The organism is Dyadobacter sp. OTU695 (genome assembly GCF_038440355.1).
Taxonomy (GTDB): Bacteria; Bacteroidota; Bacteroidia; order Cytophagales; family Spirosomataceae; genus Dyadobacter.
The window spans coordinates 32,530-47,180 of record NZ_JASATN010000021.1; the positions used below are offsets into that span (position 1 = coordinate 32,530).

The window sequence follows — 14,651 nt, forward strand, 5'->3', positions numbered from 1 at the left end:
GGATTACAACAATCCGGCCGTTTTTTTGTTTATTTAGCAAACCAACAACCACATCATGCAACATTCCAAAAGCCTTTTTAAACTACTCACATTCCTCATCATCGCCTGCATTACCCATGCCGTCACCGCCCAAACCGTTGATGAAATCGTGGCCAAGCATGTCAAGGCGATGGGTGGCGACAAGCTCGGCAAGTTGCAAAGCATGAAGATCACCGCCGAAATGGACATCATGAATATGAAAGTGCCCGTCACCACGATTATTGTGCAGAACAAGGGCTTCCGGAGTGAAACCACCGTACAGGGTATGACCGTGGTGCAGGCGGTGAGCGGCAGTACCGGCTGGACGATCAATCCGATGACCGGAAATACCAAGGCCGTCGCCCTCCCGGAAGACGCAGTGAAGTCGCTGGCGAATGAAACCGATCTTACCGGTCTCTACAATTACAAGGAGAAAGGATATAAAGTCACGCTCGACGGCGAAGAAGACCTTTCAGGAGCAAAGGTTTATAAGGTAACCATGACGTTGCCCAACGGCGTCCGCAGGATCAATTATATTTCCAAGGACACATTCTATATTTTGAAGATTGTCGCACAAACGAAAGTCAATGGCCAGGACATTATGTCGGAAAACACCCAATCCGATTTCCGTGCAGTGGATGGCATCTATCATCCATTTACCTCCGAAGTGACGACATCAGCCATGCCCGGCACCAAGATGGGACTAAAAATCACTTCGCTCGAAGTGAATCCGAAAGTCGATCCTAAAATCTTTGAAATGCCTCAATAGAAGCCAAAAACATAGCTTTCTTAAATCCCGGAAATTTTTTCGGGATTTTTTTTATCCTTTTTGAAACTAATATTTGTAATTAGATGTATATACATTAAATGTAAATACACATAAAAAACAACATAGACATGGCTACTACTAAATGGGTAATCGACCCAACACATTCAGAAATCCAGTTCAAAGTGAAACACCTTGTGATTTCAACTGTAACCGGTGCATTCAACAGCTTCGAAGGCGGTGTTGAAACAGAAAATGAAGATTTCGACGGCGCTACCGTCCATTTTTCCGCTGACGTGGAAAGCATAGATACCAAACAAGCCCAACGTGACCAACACTTGAAATCGCCGGATTTCTTTGATGCAGAAAACCATCCGAAACTGTCTTTCTCGGGCAAGCTTGTGAAAAAAGGCGATGACAGCTATAAACTGCACGGCGACTTAACCGTCAAAGGCGTTACCAAACCCGTAGATTTTGCCGTAGAATATGGTGGTAACATGACCGACTTCTACGGCAACAACAAATCAGGTTTCGAGATCAGCGGCAAAATCAACCGTAAAGAGTTCGGCCTCGAATGGAGCGTGGTAACCGAGGCAGGTGGTGTGGTTGTGGGTGACGAAGTGAAACTGATCGCCAACGTTCAGGTCGTAAAACAATAATATCAATAAACCGTTCCTCTCAAGAAAGCGTGGATATTTTTATCCGCGCTTTTTTTGTTTCCAGCCCGTTCGTTCATAGATTTCAAGCCGCATTGGGTAAAATTTCGAAATACGGGCCTATCAGGGCAAAATGGTATTTTATCGTCCCAATTATTATTACGTCCGGCTAAACACGCTTTAACATTGATCATTGAAACACGCGCCTATGCCCGTGCGGGACTTTTAGGCAATCCTTCTGACGGTTTTTTCGGCAAAACGATCTCCATATCCGTAAGAAATTTTGGTGCTTCCATTTCGCTCTACGAGTCGCCTGAGCTGCATATCGAGCCTCAGCCGCAGGATTTGAACACATTCCGCAGCATTTTCCATCTCCGCGATTCGGTGAACATGCTGGGTTATAATGGAGGAATCCCGCTCATCAAGGCTGGTATCAAGAAATTCGGGGATTATTGCGAGGAAAACAGCATTAAATTGCCCAATAAGAACTTCACGGTGCGCTACCGCTCGTCGATCCCGCGCCAGGTAGGCATGTCGGGTTCCAGCGCGATCATCGTCGCGTTGTTCCGGGCGCTGATGCAATTTTACAAAGTCGAGATACCGATTGAAATATTGCCGCAGCTGGTGATGGTGACGGAAACCGAGGAGCTGGGCATTACCGCGGGCTTGCAGGACCGTGTGATCCAATGCTACGAGGGTTGTGTGTATATGGATTTTGATAAAAACCTGATCCAAACCCAGGGCTATGGCCGTTATGAGCGCATTAACCCCGAACTGTTGCCGAAACTGTATGTGGCCTACAACACCAACCTCAGCAAAGTCTCGGGCAAGGTGCACAACGACGTGCGTACGCGTTACGACCGCGGAGAGCAGGACGTAATCGACGTCCTTGGCCAGATCGCCCAAAAAGCAGAAGACGGGCGCACGGCACTGCTGGAAGGCCGTCCGGACGATTTACATTCGTTGATGAACGAAAACTTCGACCTGCGCTGTAAAATTTACAATGTCCCCGAATCGAATAAGAAGCTGATCAATGCGGCGCGTGCGTGCGGTGCCTCCGCGAAATTCGCAGGCTCCGGCGGTACGATCATAGGCATTTATAAAGACGACGATATGCTGAACCAGCTCTTCGTACAGTTGAAAAAATTCAATGCAAGGGTGATACGGCCGTTTGTGGTTTGATGGCGTTAAGCTGTAAGCGCTAGGCAATAAGCTTTTTGTTGGCTCCGGCTCTATAACCGTTAGATATTTACACTATTTCGTTCAATAATAAAAAATCAACGCTGCCCGCTTACAGCTTAAAGCTTAGAGCTTACAGCCTTAAAAAAAACTATGATTCGCAAAGCTGTTATACCTGCCGCCGGGCTTGGGACCCGATTCCTGCCGGCAACCAAATCGATGCCGAAGGAAATGCTCCCGATTATCGACATTCCTACCATTCAATATGTGGTACAGGAAGCCGTGGATTCGGGGATTGAAGATATTCTGATCATTTCCGGAAAAGGTAAGCGCGCCATCGAGGACCATTTCGACCGGAATGTAGAGCTTGAAAGCCGTCTGGAAGAGAAGGAAGACCTGCTATGGTTCAATGAAATGCGACGCCTCGCGGATATGGCTAATGTACATTTCGTCCGTCAGAAAGAAGCCAATGGCCTCGGTGACGCGATCTACTATGCCCGACACCACGTCGGTAACGAGCCGTTTGCCGTTCTGCTTGGCGATACGATCATGGACTCCGTAATTCCGGTTACGCAGCAATTGATGGATACTTACGAACAGTATGGGGGATCGGTGATTGCCGTGGAAGAAGTTCCGGCCAACAAGGTGAACCGCTACGGAATTGTCGGTGGAAACTCTCTGAGCGACACGATTCTTGAACTGAGCACCCTGGTAGAAAAACCTGCCATTGATAAAGCGCCTTCCAACCTCGCCATTGCCGGCCGCTACGTGCTAACCCCTGAAATTTTTAATACGATTGAGCAAACTCCAAAGGGTAAAAACAACGAAATCCAGCTTACAGACTCGTTGCTGCTCCTTTTGAAACGCGAAAACATATTTGCACACCATATTGAAGGCAAGCGCCACGATATCGGCGACAAGCTCGATTACCTCAAAACGACGGTAGAATTTGCATTGAAAAGAAAGGAATTCGCTGAACCATTCCGGAAATTCCTGGTTGATATTCTAAATAAATAACTCTTAAACAAGCCATAACCATGTCCAAACAAGTCATCGTCAGCGGAGCCACCGGAAATCTGGGTAAAGACGTTGTCAGGAAACTCACAGCGCTTGGTTATGGCTTGCATATCAATGTCCGGGAAGGGAAAACCGACGCCTATGCCGACAATGCGAGCGTGTCCAACTACCTCGCCGATCTAGCCAACGCGGAACAGGCTGGGCAATTCGTAGCCGAAGCCATTACCAATGCAGGCAAAATCGAAGCTGGCATATTGCTCGCAGGCGGTTTCGCGATGGCCAAACTGACCGATACTTCCGATGCCGATATAGAGCGAATGCTCACAATGAATTTCAGAACCGCTTTCCATATCGTGAAACCGTTGATGAGGCACTTCGAAGCAACCGGAGGCGGGCAGTTCATCCTCATAGGCGCGCGCCCGGCGCTCGTACCCGAGGCGGGTACGGGAAGCTTCGCATACACATTGGCTAAAAGCCTGGTCTTCCAAATGGCCGAACTGATCAATGCAGAAGGGAAATCGAAAAACATTACCGCCACGGTAATCGTCCCGAGTATCATCGACACCCCGGATAACCGTGCCGCTATGCCCGGCTCGGATTTTAGCAAATGGATTCCCGCTTCGGATATGGCCGAGGGTATTGCATTTGTTTTAAGTGATACGGGCAAAAAGCTACGCCAAACTGTTTTGAAACTTTACAACGAAGCCTGAAAGCGCCCCCCCGGCTGACAATTCCTGACAGCCACGCCGGCTAGCTTTCCAGAATCGAAATCTTCACCTGCGAAACCGTACTACGCTGTTTTTTAAGCACGGTAAATTCATAGTGCTTCGTCCTGAATTTCTCACCAACTGCCGGAATGCGTCCAAACTTCCAGATCAGATAGCCGGCGAGCGTCTCATAGTCAGGCCGTTTGGTAATGTCGTGTGGCAACTTATCGTTTAAATCCGCGATTGAGGCTGCTCCTTGCACGGTGTAAGTGTTGTCTGCTTCGTTTTTGACGATCGGCAATTCGTTATCATACTCGTCCTGAATCTCTCCCACCAGCTCTTCAAGAATGTCCTCCATCGTCACAATGCCGTCCACGCCGCCATACTCGTCAACGATTACCGCCATTTGCTGGCGATTGACCTGAAACTCGCGCAGCAATACACCGATCGGCTTGGAACCGTGCACGGTCGAGATCGGCCTGATCAGTTCCGACAAGACAATATCTTTACCCTGCCGCATTTTCAATAACAAATCTTTCAAATGCAAAACGCCGATTACCTGATCCAGCGTATCCTCATAAACCGGCATTCTGGAGTAACCTTCTTCTATGACTTTTTCAATTTTGGCTTCTGAAAAATCATTCGCATCAATACCAACCACCTGCGGGCGGGGAATCATAACCTGGCGTGCCAAACGCTCCGAAAAGTCGAATGCATTTTTGATCAGATCGTAATCCGCGGCTTCGATCATACCACTATCTTTCTGTTGCTGAACCAGGTAGCGCAACTCATCGCTGCTATGTACCTCGCTCCCGTGAGACGGTGTAATACCTACTCCTTTCAAAATCACGTTGGCAATCCCATTTAGCATCCACACCACCGGCCTGAATACCAGGAAAAAGCCGTGCAATGGATAGGACAAGGCCAATGTCGTCGATTCGGGACGCTGGATCGCGATCGATTTGGGCGCGAGCTCGCCAAACACAATGTGTAAAACAGTGATAATTGCAAATGCAGTTGGCAATGCAATATGATGCGCCAGTTCCGGATCCACGGAAAGGCCTACCAGGTCCATGGCGCCGATGATCATCTTGGAAACGACCGGCTCCCCTATCCAACCCAATCCAAGGCTCGCGAGCGTGATCCCGAACTGTGTAGCGGCCAGGTAGCCATCGAGGTTTGCGACAATCTTTTTCGAAAGAATAGCCATCCTGTTCCCTTCCTGGGCTTTCTGTTCGAGCTGCGAGGCGCGGATTTTGACAATTGCAAACTCGGCAGCAACAAAAAATCCATTCAGCAGAACGAGTACAAGGGTAATGATAACCTGTAAAACCATGGAGGCCGGCGGATCAGTTTTGATATAAAAATGCGTTTTAAAGCTGCATTTTAACAAAAAATCATACCATTGAGAAACCGCGACCGGCATTAATGCATTTCCGGTTACCTGTTGCTGGCCCAAATTTTCGTAAATTGAATGTCTTATGAAAAGTGGTCACGCCGATTTACCCCTGCATTACGGGAAAGTGCCCGTCTGGCTCGCGCAACGCATGAGTGCCCTCGGGGGCGCGATCGTGGAAGCGATTGTGATGGAGTATGGAAGGGATGCATTGCTCCAAAAAATGAGCGATCCGTTCTGGTTTCAGTCGCTCGGCTGTGTGCTCGGGATGGACTGGCATTCGTCGGGTATCACCACGTCCGTAATGGGTGCTTTAAAGCAATCGGTCAACAGAAGATCGTCGGAGCTAGGCATTTACATTTGCGGAGGCCGGGGCAAATATTCAAGGCAGACTCCCACCGAGCTGCTTGCGATCGCCGAGAAAACCGGGCTCGACGGTAATCTGCTCGTCCACCACAGTAAGCTATCTGCGAAAGTAGATAATACCGCCATTCAGGACGGTTTCCAGCTGTATTTGCATTCATTTGTCCTTTCGAAAGAAGGTAATTGGGCAGTCATTCAGCAAGGTATGAACACCGACGACCGCCTTGCGCGCCGCTATCACTGGCACTCTCCGAGTATCCGGTCCTTCATCGAAGAGCCCCATACATTCATTTATGGACAAAATCAGGGCGATATACTTAACCTCACTGCCAAAGCCGCCGCCCCCACTCGTACAGGCATTCTGGATCTTACCAAAGAAAACCCGGACAAGATCATGCGGGAAGTTTCAAGGCTGATTATGCCCGACCACCATGATGTCCGCGCGGAAGATGTCAATCTGAAAAGGCTCGGCGCCGTGCTGGCATTGGCGCACGACAATCCGGTCGATAATATGGAATCTCTGCTCATGCTTGAAGGCGTCGGTCCGCGCACGATCCAGTCGCTGACGCTCGTGAGCGAGATCATACACGGCACGCCGTCGCGGTTCAGCGATCCGGCCCGCTTCTCGTTCGCCCATGGCGGGAAGGACGGGCATCCGTTCCCGGTTCCCATCACCGTATACGACGAATCCATCCTAACCCTCGACAGGGCTATTAAACTCGCTAAAATGGGAGATAAGGATAAATCCGACGCATTGAAAAACCTCTCCAAAGTTTCTGCACAGCTCGAAAAGGACTTCCAGCCCAACAACCGCTTCAACGACATCGTGCAACACGAACGCGACAACTCGTGGAAATACGAAGGTCGGACCGTAAAAGGCAAAGCGCCCAAACCCAAGGGCTGGAACGGACAGTTGGAGCTGTTTTGAAGTGAATATTTGATTTGCTAATTTTAGAATGGTCTTAATGGCTCATTCAAAGTACCGTAGCTTATACCCGAGATCAATGATACTGCGTTCCACATCACCGGTTTTACCCCACTCTCTGGATGAATTCATTCAGTGGGAGCCTGTCGATGGTTTTAAATATGAATGGAACGACGGCAAAATCATCCGATTCGGCAAATTGAAGAAAAAGCATTTGTTCATCATCCGAAAGCTGCAACAGCTGTTCTTTCATACGGCTGCCTTTGCAAAGGGCGGTGCGCTGATCATGGAACAGGATGTCATGCTCAGTGGCATTCAAATGCGCAGACCTGACCTTGCTTTTTTCTCTGGCCGCCAGATCGGCGCTTCCGCCACTTCCGACGAAGAACCTGTCCCGGAATTTCTCATTGAAGTAATCTCCCCGACCGACGACGCCGAAAAAGTGGAAGAAAAGTTAGTCGAATATTTCAATTCCTCCGTGAAGGTCGTCTGGCACATTTACCCCGACAATGAGGTGGTATATGTCTATACTGCCAGAAAGAATGTCAAAATCTGCACAGAACTGGATGTTTGTTCGGCATTTCCTGTGATGAATGATTTCGATATTTCCGTGCGGGATTTGCTGTCGGCTTAGTTCCCCCAAATTAATCACCTTTCCAAGTTATATCTGCATTCTTTACAGACTGTAAAGACAGATTTTAGCGCTATTTTTAATTCCTTTGTACCCGGTTCATAACTGAGCCCGATTAACCTGCATTAAGCAACGTCCTCAATGATCTCCAAAAAACATCTCAAAACACCCCTAACCCTGATGGCGGCGACCACTATTGCGGTAGTGTCGTGTATGAAAATGGCTCCTATGTCTTCGGGGCCTGTCGTGAAGACCAACAGCACCAAAATCGTGGTGAAAGAAGACGCCGCGACTGCCAAGGCCAGGGCCAAAGAAATTCGCGAAAAAACAGTCGTTAAACTCGCAGACGGGTTAAAACTCGACCTTTGGGCATCCGATTCCCTCGCTCCGGACCCGGTAGCGATTGCGATGGACGATGCCGGCAGAGTGTATCTGAACCGGACCAATCGCCAGAAGAACTCGGAATTCGATATTCGCGGGCACCGTAACTGGATCACCGAATCGATCGCTTTGCAGACGGTAGAAGACCGCCGCAAATTCCTGCACAAGACATTTGCACCCGAAAAAAGCAAAGAAAACAACTGGCTGAAAGACCTCAACGGCGACGGCTCGCACGACTGGAAGGACCTCGCGGTTGAGAAAGACGAAGTATGGCGCATTGAAGATACCGACAACGATGGTATCGCCGATGTGTCGATGCGCATCCTCGACGACTTCTTCGATGAAGTTTCCGACGTTGCGGGCGGCTTGCTCGTACGGGCAAAAGATATTTTCGTAACCATCGCACCGGATGTATGGCGTTTGAGAGACACCAACGGAGACGGCGTTCTGGACGAAAAAACATCCATCAGCCACGGTTACGGCGTCCATATCGGTTTCAGCGGGCACGGCATGTCGAACCCGATCGAAGGGCCGGATGGCAAGATTTATTGGAACATCGGTGACATTGGCGCTAATATTACTACTGCCGAAGGTGTAAAGCATGAGCACCCGAACTCAGGTATCATCGCACGCTCCAACCCGGATGGCAGTGATTTTGAAATCTTCGCGCACGGACTCCGCAACACACACGAGTTTGTGTTCGACGAATATGGTAACCTCATCAGTTCCGACAACGACGGTGACCATCCTGGCGAAAGCGAGCGCCTGGTACACGTTGTGGAAGGCTCCGACGCCGGCTGGCGTTCCAACTGGCAGTATGGTAAATACACCGATCCTAAAAACAACAGCTACAAGGTTTGGATGGATGAAAAGCTCTTCAAACCACGCTGGGAAGGCCAGGCGGCCTATATCATTCCTCCCATTCAAAACTACCACAACGGCCCTACCGGCATGCAATACAACCCGGGAACGGCATTGGGTAAGGAATGGAAAAACAAATTCTTCCTCGTTGAATTCGTGGGTAACCCTGCGCGTTCGCCGATCTGGTCATTTGGTTTGAAACCAAAAGGCGCTTCATTCGTGCTGGATGGCGAGAAAAACATTCTTACAGGTATCCTGCCAACCGGTATCCGTTTCGGTCCCGATGGCGCATTGTACGTTGCCGACTGGATCAACGGTTGGGATACTAAAAACTATGGCCGTGTGTGGAAACTCGATGTTGCCGACGACAAAAACGACCTGAAAGCAATCCGCACCGAAACCAAGCGCCTGATGCAACTGGATTATACCAAACAATCCGACGACGCATTGCTGCCGCTGCTTTCTTATGAAGATATGCGCATCCGCCAGAAAGCACAGTTTGAACTCGCCTCCAGAGGTGCCAAAGGCGCTGCGGTGCTAAGCAAAGCCATTGCACAAACCGGCAACCAGTTCGGTCGCATTCACGGTATCTGGGGAATGGGTCAATTGGCTCGGCAGGATAAGTCATATGCCAATGTGCTGATGACTTTGTTGAAGGACTCGGATGAAGAAATTACCGTGCAGGCGGCAAAAGTATTGGGCGATGCTAAAATCGCGGAAGCGGCTCCGATGCTGATACCGATGCTGAAAAGCAAAAACCCGCGCGTACAATTCTTCGCGGCACAGGCGCTTGGCCGTGTCCGTGATAAAAATGCGGTACAGCCCTTGATCGATATGGTGAAGGTTAACAATGACCAGGACGTGTACATTCGTCACGCAGGCGTGCTTGCGCTCTCCCGCATAGGCGAGGTTGCTCCGATCGCCGCATTGGCAAGCAGTCCTGAAAAATCGCTTCGCATCGCGGGTGTGCTTGTGCTGCGCCGCATGAAAAACGAGCAGATCAGCGCATTCCTGAAAGACAAGGACGAATACATTGTAACGGAAGCCGCACGCGGTATCAACGACGATTTGTCCATTCCCGCTGCATTACCTGCGCTGGCGGCTGTTTTGAACGAAAAAGGATTCACTTCCGAGCCACTTTTGCGCCGGGCGATCAACGCTGCATTGCGTGTGGGCGGTGAAACGCAACTGAACGACCTGATCGCATTTGCTAAAAGAAAAGACGTGAACAAGGAAATGCGCGCAGAGGCGCTTGCAACGCTTGGCACATGGGCAAGTCCTTCGGTTACCGACCGCGTCGATGGCCGTTACCGCGGCCCGATGGAGCGTGATCCGGCAGGCGTGAAAGCGAAAATCAAGCCGATGGTGGCTGATCTTTTGCAGGAAAACGAGCCGGCGATCCTCATTGCTACTGCGCAAATGCTGACCAACCTGAATGTAAGCGATAACAACGCCGCGTTAGCGAAAATCCTCAACGACAGCAACGATCCGAAGGTACGTGCGGCAATGCTCCTGGCATTGAACGACCTGAAATACACGGACATGGAAACCGTCATGAAAAAAGGTATGAGCGATTCGGATGCCGACGTCCGCACGGCTGCACTGGGCATGGTAGGAAGTGTAAGCATGTCCAAAGAAGCATTGTCGGATATTTCAAACACCATATTCGAAAAAGGCAGCGTCCGCGAGCAGCAGCAAATCCTGAAAGTGCTGGGTAGCCTGCCGGTAGCGAAAACCGAAACGATCTTTACAGGCCTGATCGGTAAAATGGCAGATAACAAGCTCCCGCAAAACCTGCTACTCGACCTGGGCGAGGCTGTCGATTCTACGAAATCCAGCACGTTGATCGCCAAAATAGCGCCGCTGCGCAAGCAGGGTAACACGGCAGCCGACTATCAGGATGCATTGTTCGGCGGAAACGCTCAGGCGGGTCGTCGCTATTTCATGACCAGCTCAGCAGCCGAATGCGTGCGTTGCCACTCGATCGGCGGACAAGGCGGAGAAGTAGGCCCTAACCTTTCGAACATCGGAAGTGTCCTCACGCGCGAGCAGATTCTCCAGGCGCTCATTGAACCAAGCGCGCGCCTGTCGCCCGGGTTTGGGATGGTCATGCTTACTTTGAAAGACGGCACTTCCGCAGCCGGCATCCTGGCCCAGGAAAACGAGCATGAACTGGTTCTGAAAACCTCGGAAGCGGAGCCATTGAAGATAGCTGTTTCACGCATTGCGAAACGCGAAAACGTACCTTCCAGCATGCCGCCTATGGGCAACATCATGTCGAAAAGGGAGATACGGGATGTAGTGGAATTCCTTTCGAATTTGAAAAAGTAACCGAAGAACACCTTATATCACAAACCCCGGGATTTTAGGATTCCGGGGTTTATTTTTACGCATTGGACAAAAGTGGCCTGTCAATTGTTATATGATTGATTTGGGTATATTTGAAAAAAGTTAAGACATGACAACGTATCTAACCGAACGAATAGCCATTGATCCGGACATTTGCAATGGTCGGCCTATCATCAGGGGAATGCGGATAACCGTTCAGACCGTGCTCGAATTTCTTTTTGCCGGAACAACGAGGGAAGAATTACCATATCAATATCCCGCCATCGAAAAAGAAGATATCGATGCCTGTTTTGAGTTCGCGATTGAGATGATGAACCGGAACTATTTCATCAAAGAAATAAAGCATGTCGCCTAAATACTTTGTTGACGTAAATTTGCCTTACTACTTTTCAATTTGGAATAATCCGGATTACGTTCATCAACTGGATATCGAACGCACAGCAAAAGACTCCAATATTTGGTCCTACGCTAAAAGCGAAGAGATGACGATTATCACCAAGGATTCTGACTTTTCAAACAGAATACTCGTCTCTACACCTCCTCCCCGCATAATCCATTTTCGTACCGGCAACATATCTATGAAGGCATTTCACACGCTTATTTCCGAGGTATGGAATGAGGTAATTCAGCTAAGCCAAACCTACAAGCTGGAAGTCATATTCAACGACAAAATCGAAGCATTCAACTAGCCAGGCCAGGCACAATTTTAATTCATCAGCACTAAAAAATTTGAATGGAACTCGACAAAAAAGAGGCGGAGATCGTAAACAGAGCAATCCAGTCGTGGGAGGAAGATGCGCGGATTTCAAAGGAACTGGCTACGGAATTGCGTGGCAGTTATAGCGTCCGGAATGCGAATGTGGACGCGATCGCTATCTATGCTTTAATTTCTGCCGTTTCGTGCGGACTGCTTGCATTCGGGGCTTTGGTACTGGACGAAAAATGGATCGAATTACTGCGGAAGCGTTGGGGTTTCTCGGAAAATATTGTCGGGATCCTGTTTACCTCTGTCGCGGGACTTTTTGTGTACCTCGCCAAGCGACGCATCAATAAAAACTCGCGCACTAAAATCAGTAATGAAGTTTATAACATCGCCATCATTCTGACCGTCGCGATCGCGATCACGTACTGGACACGCGGATTGCTGGATGGGCCGGGAAATTATGCACTACCGCTCCTTTTTGCGGCGCTGGCTTACGGCGGCATTTCCATTTTTCTTCGATCGACCTTGCTTTGGGTCGCGGCGATCGTCGCGCTCGCGGGCTGGTGGGGTGCGCAGACGCATTACTGGTCGGGAGGCAGCTTTCGCTTTCTGGGCATGAATTATCCGCTTCGGATGACGATTTTTGGTCTCGTGATCTGGGCTTCGTCTTTCGTCGTCGGCAAGATCCGGCCCACTGCCTTTTTGAAAGAAGTTACCTACACCGTCGGACTGCTCCTCTTTTTAATCGCCGGCTGGACACTCTCGATTTTTGGTAATTATGCCGATTATGAAGGCTGGAAGGCGCTTAAACAAAGCCATTTCTGGTTCTGGGCACTCGGTTTCACGCTTGTACTGGCGGGAATGCTGTATTATGCATTTCAATTCAAGCAGGAAACGCTGCGTGACCTTTGCCTCGTTTTCTTTCTTCTGAATATCTATACCCGGTATTTCGAATATTTCTGGGATCGTACCAATGCAGGGATTTTCTTTGCATTGCTGGCGTTATCCTTCTGGTTCGTGGCTAAAAAAGCAGAGCAATGGCGCAGCAAAGCCGCAGGATAACCCGTTTAGTTTTAGTACAAAAATAATATCATGAGCAACATCAGACCGATCAGGGGCGAAGAACTGGACATTATTCATTTTCTCCTGGAAAAGCTGGGGCTTGATCCGATCGACTTCCCGGTAGCCGAAATGGTGGATGAATACGAAGGCGGAAAGATGGGCAGCATTAGCCTGGGCGGGAATGTCAATGGCTATGCCGTCGACCTCATTCAGGCCGAGTATGTCGATATCGACGACACGCCGGTTGTGATTACATTAACACAGGACACCGACGGACAGCTGCTCGACCTGGATTTCTGGAAGGTGGATTTTACCAAACTTTTGGAATACCCTACTCCCGACAAGCTGATTTTCGGCAAAACGCCCGAAGAACAAGGCGATCAGTTTTCTTCGTAGTCCAGTTCTTTTCCATAGGTTTCCTCCATTTTCCAAAGCGAGAGCAAGGCCAGCGAAAAGCATATGGCACCCACTACCGCGCCAGAATGTAAAACGCCGGAATCCTTTTTCAGGAATTGGAACAACGGCAACGTAAGCAACACGGTTGCCCTGACATTGTTGGCCACGGAAGTAGTGACCGTCGCGCGAAGGTTAGTCCCAAATTGTTCAGCGGTGGTTGTCAGGAACATGGCAATGTAGCCGATCGAGAAGCCGAGCCAAACGTAGCAAATGTAGAGGGCGGCCGGCGTATTGATCCCACCTGAAAGCAGCCAGGCTACGCCCGCGAGCGTCATGAGCATCATTAGCAAAATGGCCTTCCTGCGAGAGCGCAGCCATTGGCTCAGTATCCCGCTGAAAAAGTCGCCTGTGACTACGCCTATGTACGTGTACAGTACGCAGGTACCCGCCGGAACCTCCTCTGCGATGCCCAGGGCTTTGGCAAACTCGTTGCCGAATGTCGAGTATATACCAATCACCATGTAAGTCGGCAGACCGATCCCCATGCAACGCATGTAGCGTACAAACCGCGACCAACTGGTAAATATCGTCCACCAGGGCACAGGTTTCGAGCCTCGTTTTTCAAGGCTTTTATTAAAGACAATGGATTCCAGCACATTTACCCGAAGGATCAGCAATATCAGTCCCATCCCGCCGCCGATAAAATAGGCCATTCGCCAGTCGGTGAGCTTTACGGCAAAGAATGCGGCGATCGCTCCGGCCAGGCCGACGCTCGCCACGACGGACGCTCCATAACCGCGTAACTCTTTGGGCAGGATCTCGGCGATCAGCGTTATGCCTGCCCCCAACTCTCCGGCGAGGCCGAAGCCGGCGATAAACCGCAGTATCGAATAGATTTCAACGTTTTGTGTAAAACCGCAGGCGATATTTGCGAGTGAATAGGTCAGTATAGAGCCGAAAAGTACCGAACGGCGACCTAATTTATCCCCCAGAATTCCCCACAAAAAACCACCGATCAGCAACCCGGCCTGCTGCCAGTTATAAATATTGGCGCCAATCTGTGAAATTTCTTCTTCCGAAAGCCCGAGGTCTTTCAGGCTCGGTACACGCACGATATTGAAAAGCAGCAAATCATACACATCCACGAAATAGCCCAGCGAGGCTACAATCACGGGCAATGTAAAAACGGCACTGAGTTTGGGCTGAACAGGCGTGACGGCGGTCATAAAAGGTTTTTTTGT

At 49.7% G+C, this 14,651-nt stretch carries 14 protein-coding genes; 12 read left to right on the forward strand and 2 right to left on the reverse strand.

All coding sequences use genetic code 11. The annotated features are described in order from the left end of the window. Positions 1–55 precede the first annotated feature (55 nt). From AAHB90_RS27125 to AAHB90_RS27145, 5 genes are all read left to right on the forward strand, one after another. The gene (locus AAHB90_RS27125) at positions 56–787 is read left to right on the forward strand and encodes an outer membrane lipoprotein-sorting protein (protein WP_342088379.1); all 732 of its coding nucleotides are present in this window, start codon (positions 56–58) and stop codon (positions 785–787) included. 128 nt (positions 788–915) lie between these two features. Continuing rightward, the gene (locus AAHB90_RS27130) at positions 916–1,443 is read left to right on the forward strand and encodes a YceI family protein (protein ID WP_342088380.1); all 528 of its coding nucleotides are present in this window, start codon (positions 916–918) and stop codon (positions 1,441–1,443) included. 183 nt (positions 1,444–1,626) lie between these two features. Further along, positions 1,627–2,622, forward strand: coding sequence for a mevalonate kinase family protein (locus AAHB90_RS27135; protein ID WP_342088381.1), 996 nt, complete (start codon positions 1,627–1,629; stop codon positions 2,620–2,622). 150 nt (positions 2,623–2,772) lie between these two features. After that, complete coding sequence (gene galU, locus AAHB90_RS27140) at positions 2,773–3,636, forward strand: UTP--glucose-1-phosphate uridylyltransferase GalU (protein ID WP_342088382.1); 864 nt, start codon at positions 2,773–2,775, stop codon at positions 3,634–3,636. A 20-nt stretch (positions 3,637–3,656) separates the two neighbouring features. Continuing rightward, positions 3,657–4,346, forward strand: coding sequence for an SDR family NAD(P)-dependent oxidoreductase (locus AAHB90_RS27145; protein WP_342088383.1), 690 nt, complete (start codon positions 3,657–3,659; stop codon positions 4,344–4,346). 40 nt (positions 4,347–4,386) lie between these two features. Here AAHB90_RS27145 and AAHB90_RS27150 read toward each other — a convergent pair whose 3' ends face one another. Continuing rightward, positions 4,387–5,802 (reverse strand): hemolysin family protein, encoded by a 1,416-nt coding sequence (locus AAHB90_RS27150; protein WP_342088384.1) that lies wholly within the window; start codon positions 5,800–5,802, stop codon positions 4,387–4,389. 22 nt (positions 5,803–5,824) lie between these two features. On the opposite strand from AAHB90_RS27150, the gene AAHB90_RS27155 reads away from it, so the two are divergent. The 7 genes from AAHB90_RS27155 to AAHB90_RS27185 all read left to right on the forward strand — a co-directional run bounded on the left by AAHB90_RS27155 (position 5,825) and on the right by AAHB90_RS27185 (position 13,410). Further along, complete coding sequence (locus AAHB90_RS27155) at positions 5,825–7,030, forward strand: DUF763 domain-containing protein (RefSeq protein WP_342088385.1); 1,206 nt, start codon at positions 5,825–5,827, stop codon at positions 7,028–7,030. A gap of 76 nt (positions 7,031–7,106) precedes the next feature. Then, entirely contained in the window at positions 7,107–7,661 is a 555-nt protein-coding gene (locus AAHB90_RS27160; RefSeq protein ID WP_342088386.1) for a Uma2 family endonuclease, read from the forward strand. 138 nt (positions 7,662–7,799) lie between these two features. Then, positions 7,800–11,231, forward strand: a complete 3,432-nt coding sequence (locus AAHB90_RS27165) for a PVC-type heme-binding CxxCH protein (RefSeq protein ID WP_342088387.1) — start codon at positions 7,800–7,802, stop codon at positions 11,229–11,231. A gap of 127 nt (positions 11,232–11,358) precedes the next feature. Then, on the forward strand, positions 11,359–11,604 hold the full coding sequence (locus tag AAHB90_RS27170; protein WP_342088388.1) for a DUF433 domain-containing protein: 246 nt from the start codon (positions 11,359–11,361) through the stop codon (positions 11,602–11,604). Further along, positions 11,594–11,938, forward strand: a complete 345-nt coding sequence (locus AAHB90_RS27175; protein ID WP_342088389.1) for a DUF5615 family PIN-like protein — start codon at positions 11,594–11,596, stop codon at positions 11,936–11,938. The genes AAHB90_RS27170 and AAHB90_RS27175 overlap by 11 nt, the downstream gene beginning before the upstream one ends. Before the next feature lie 44 nt (positions 11,939–11,982). Next, the gene (locus AAHB90_RS27180) at positions 11,983–13,014 is read left to right on the forward strand and encodes a hypothetical protein (RefSeq protein WP_342088390.1); all 1,032 of its coding nucleotides are present in this window, start codon (positions 11,983–11,985) and stop codon (positions 13,012–13,014) included. Between the two features lie 30 nt (positions 13,015–13,044). Next, the gene (locus AAHB90_RS27185) at positions 13,045–13,410 is read left to right on the forward strand and encodes a DUF6984 family protein (RefSeq protein WP_342088392.1); all 366 of its coding nucleotides are present in this window, start codon (positions 13,045–13,047) and stop codon (positions 13,408–13,410) included. On the opposite strand, the gene AAHB90_RS27190 is transcribed toward AAHB90_RS27185, so the two are convergent. Next, the gene (locus AAHB90_RS27190; RefSeq protein WP_342088393.1) at positions 13,395–14,636 is read right to left on the reverse strand and encodes an MFS transporter; all 1,242 of its coding nucleotides are present in this window, start codon (positions 14,634–14,636) and stop codon (positions 13,395–13,397) included. The two genes, AAHB90_RS27185 and AAHB90_RS27190, sit on opposite strands and share 16 nt — an antisense overlap. Positions 14,637–14,651: the final 15 nt, after the last annotated feature.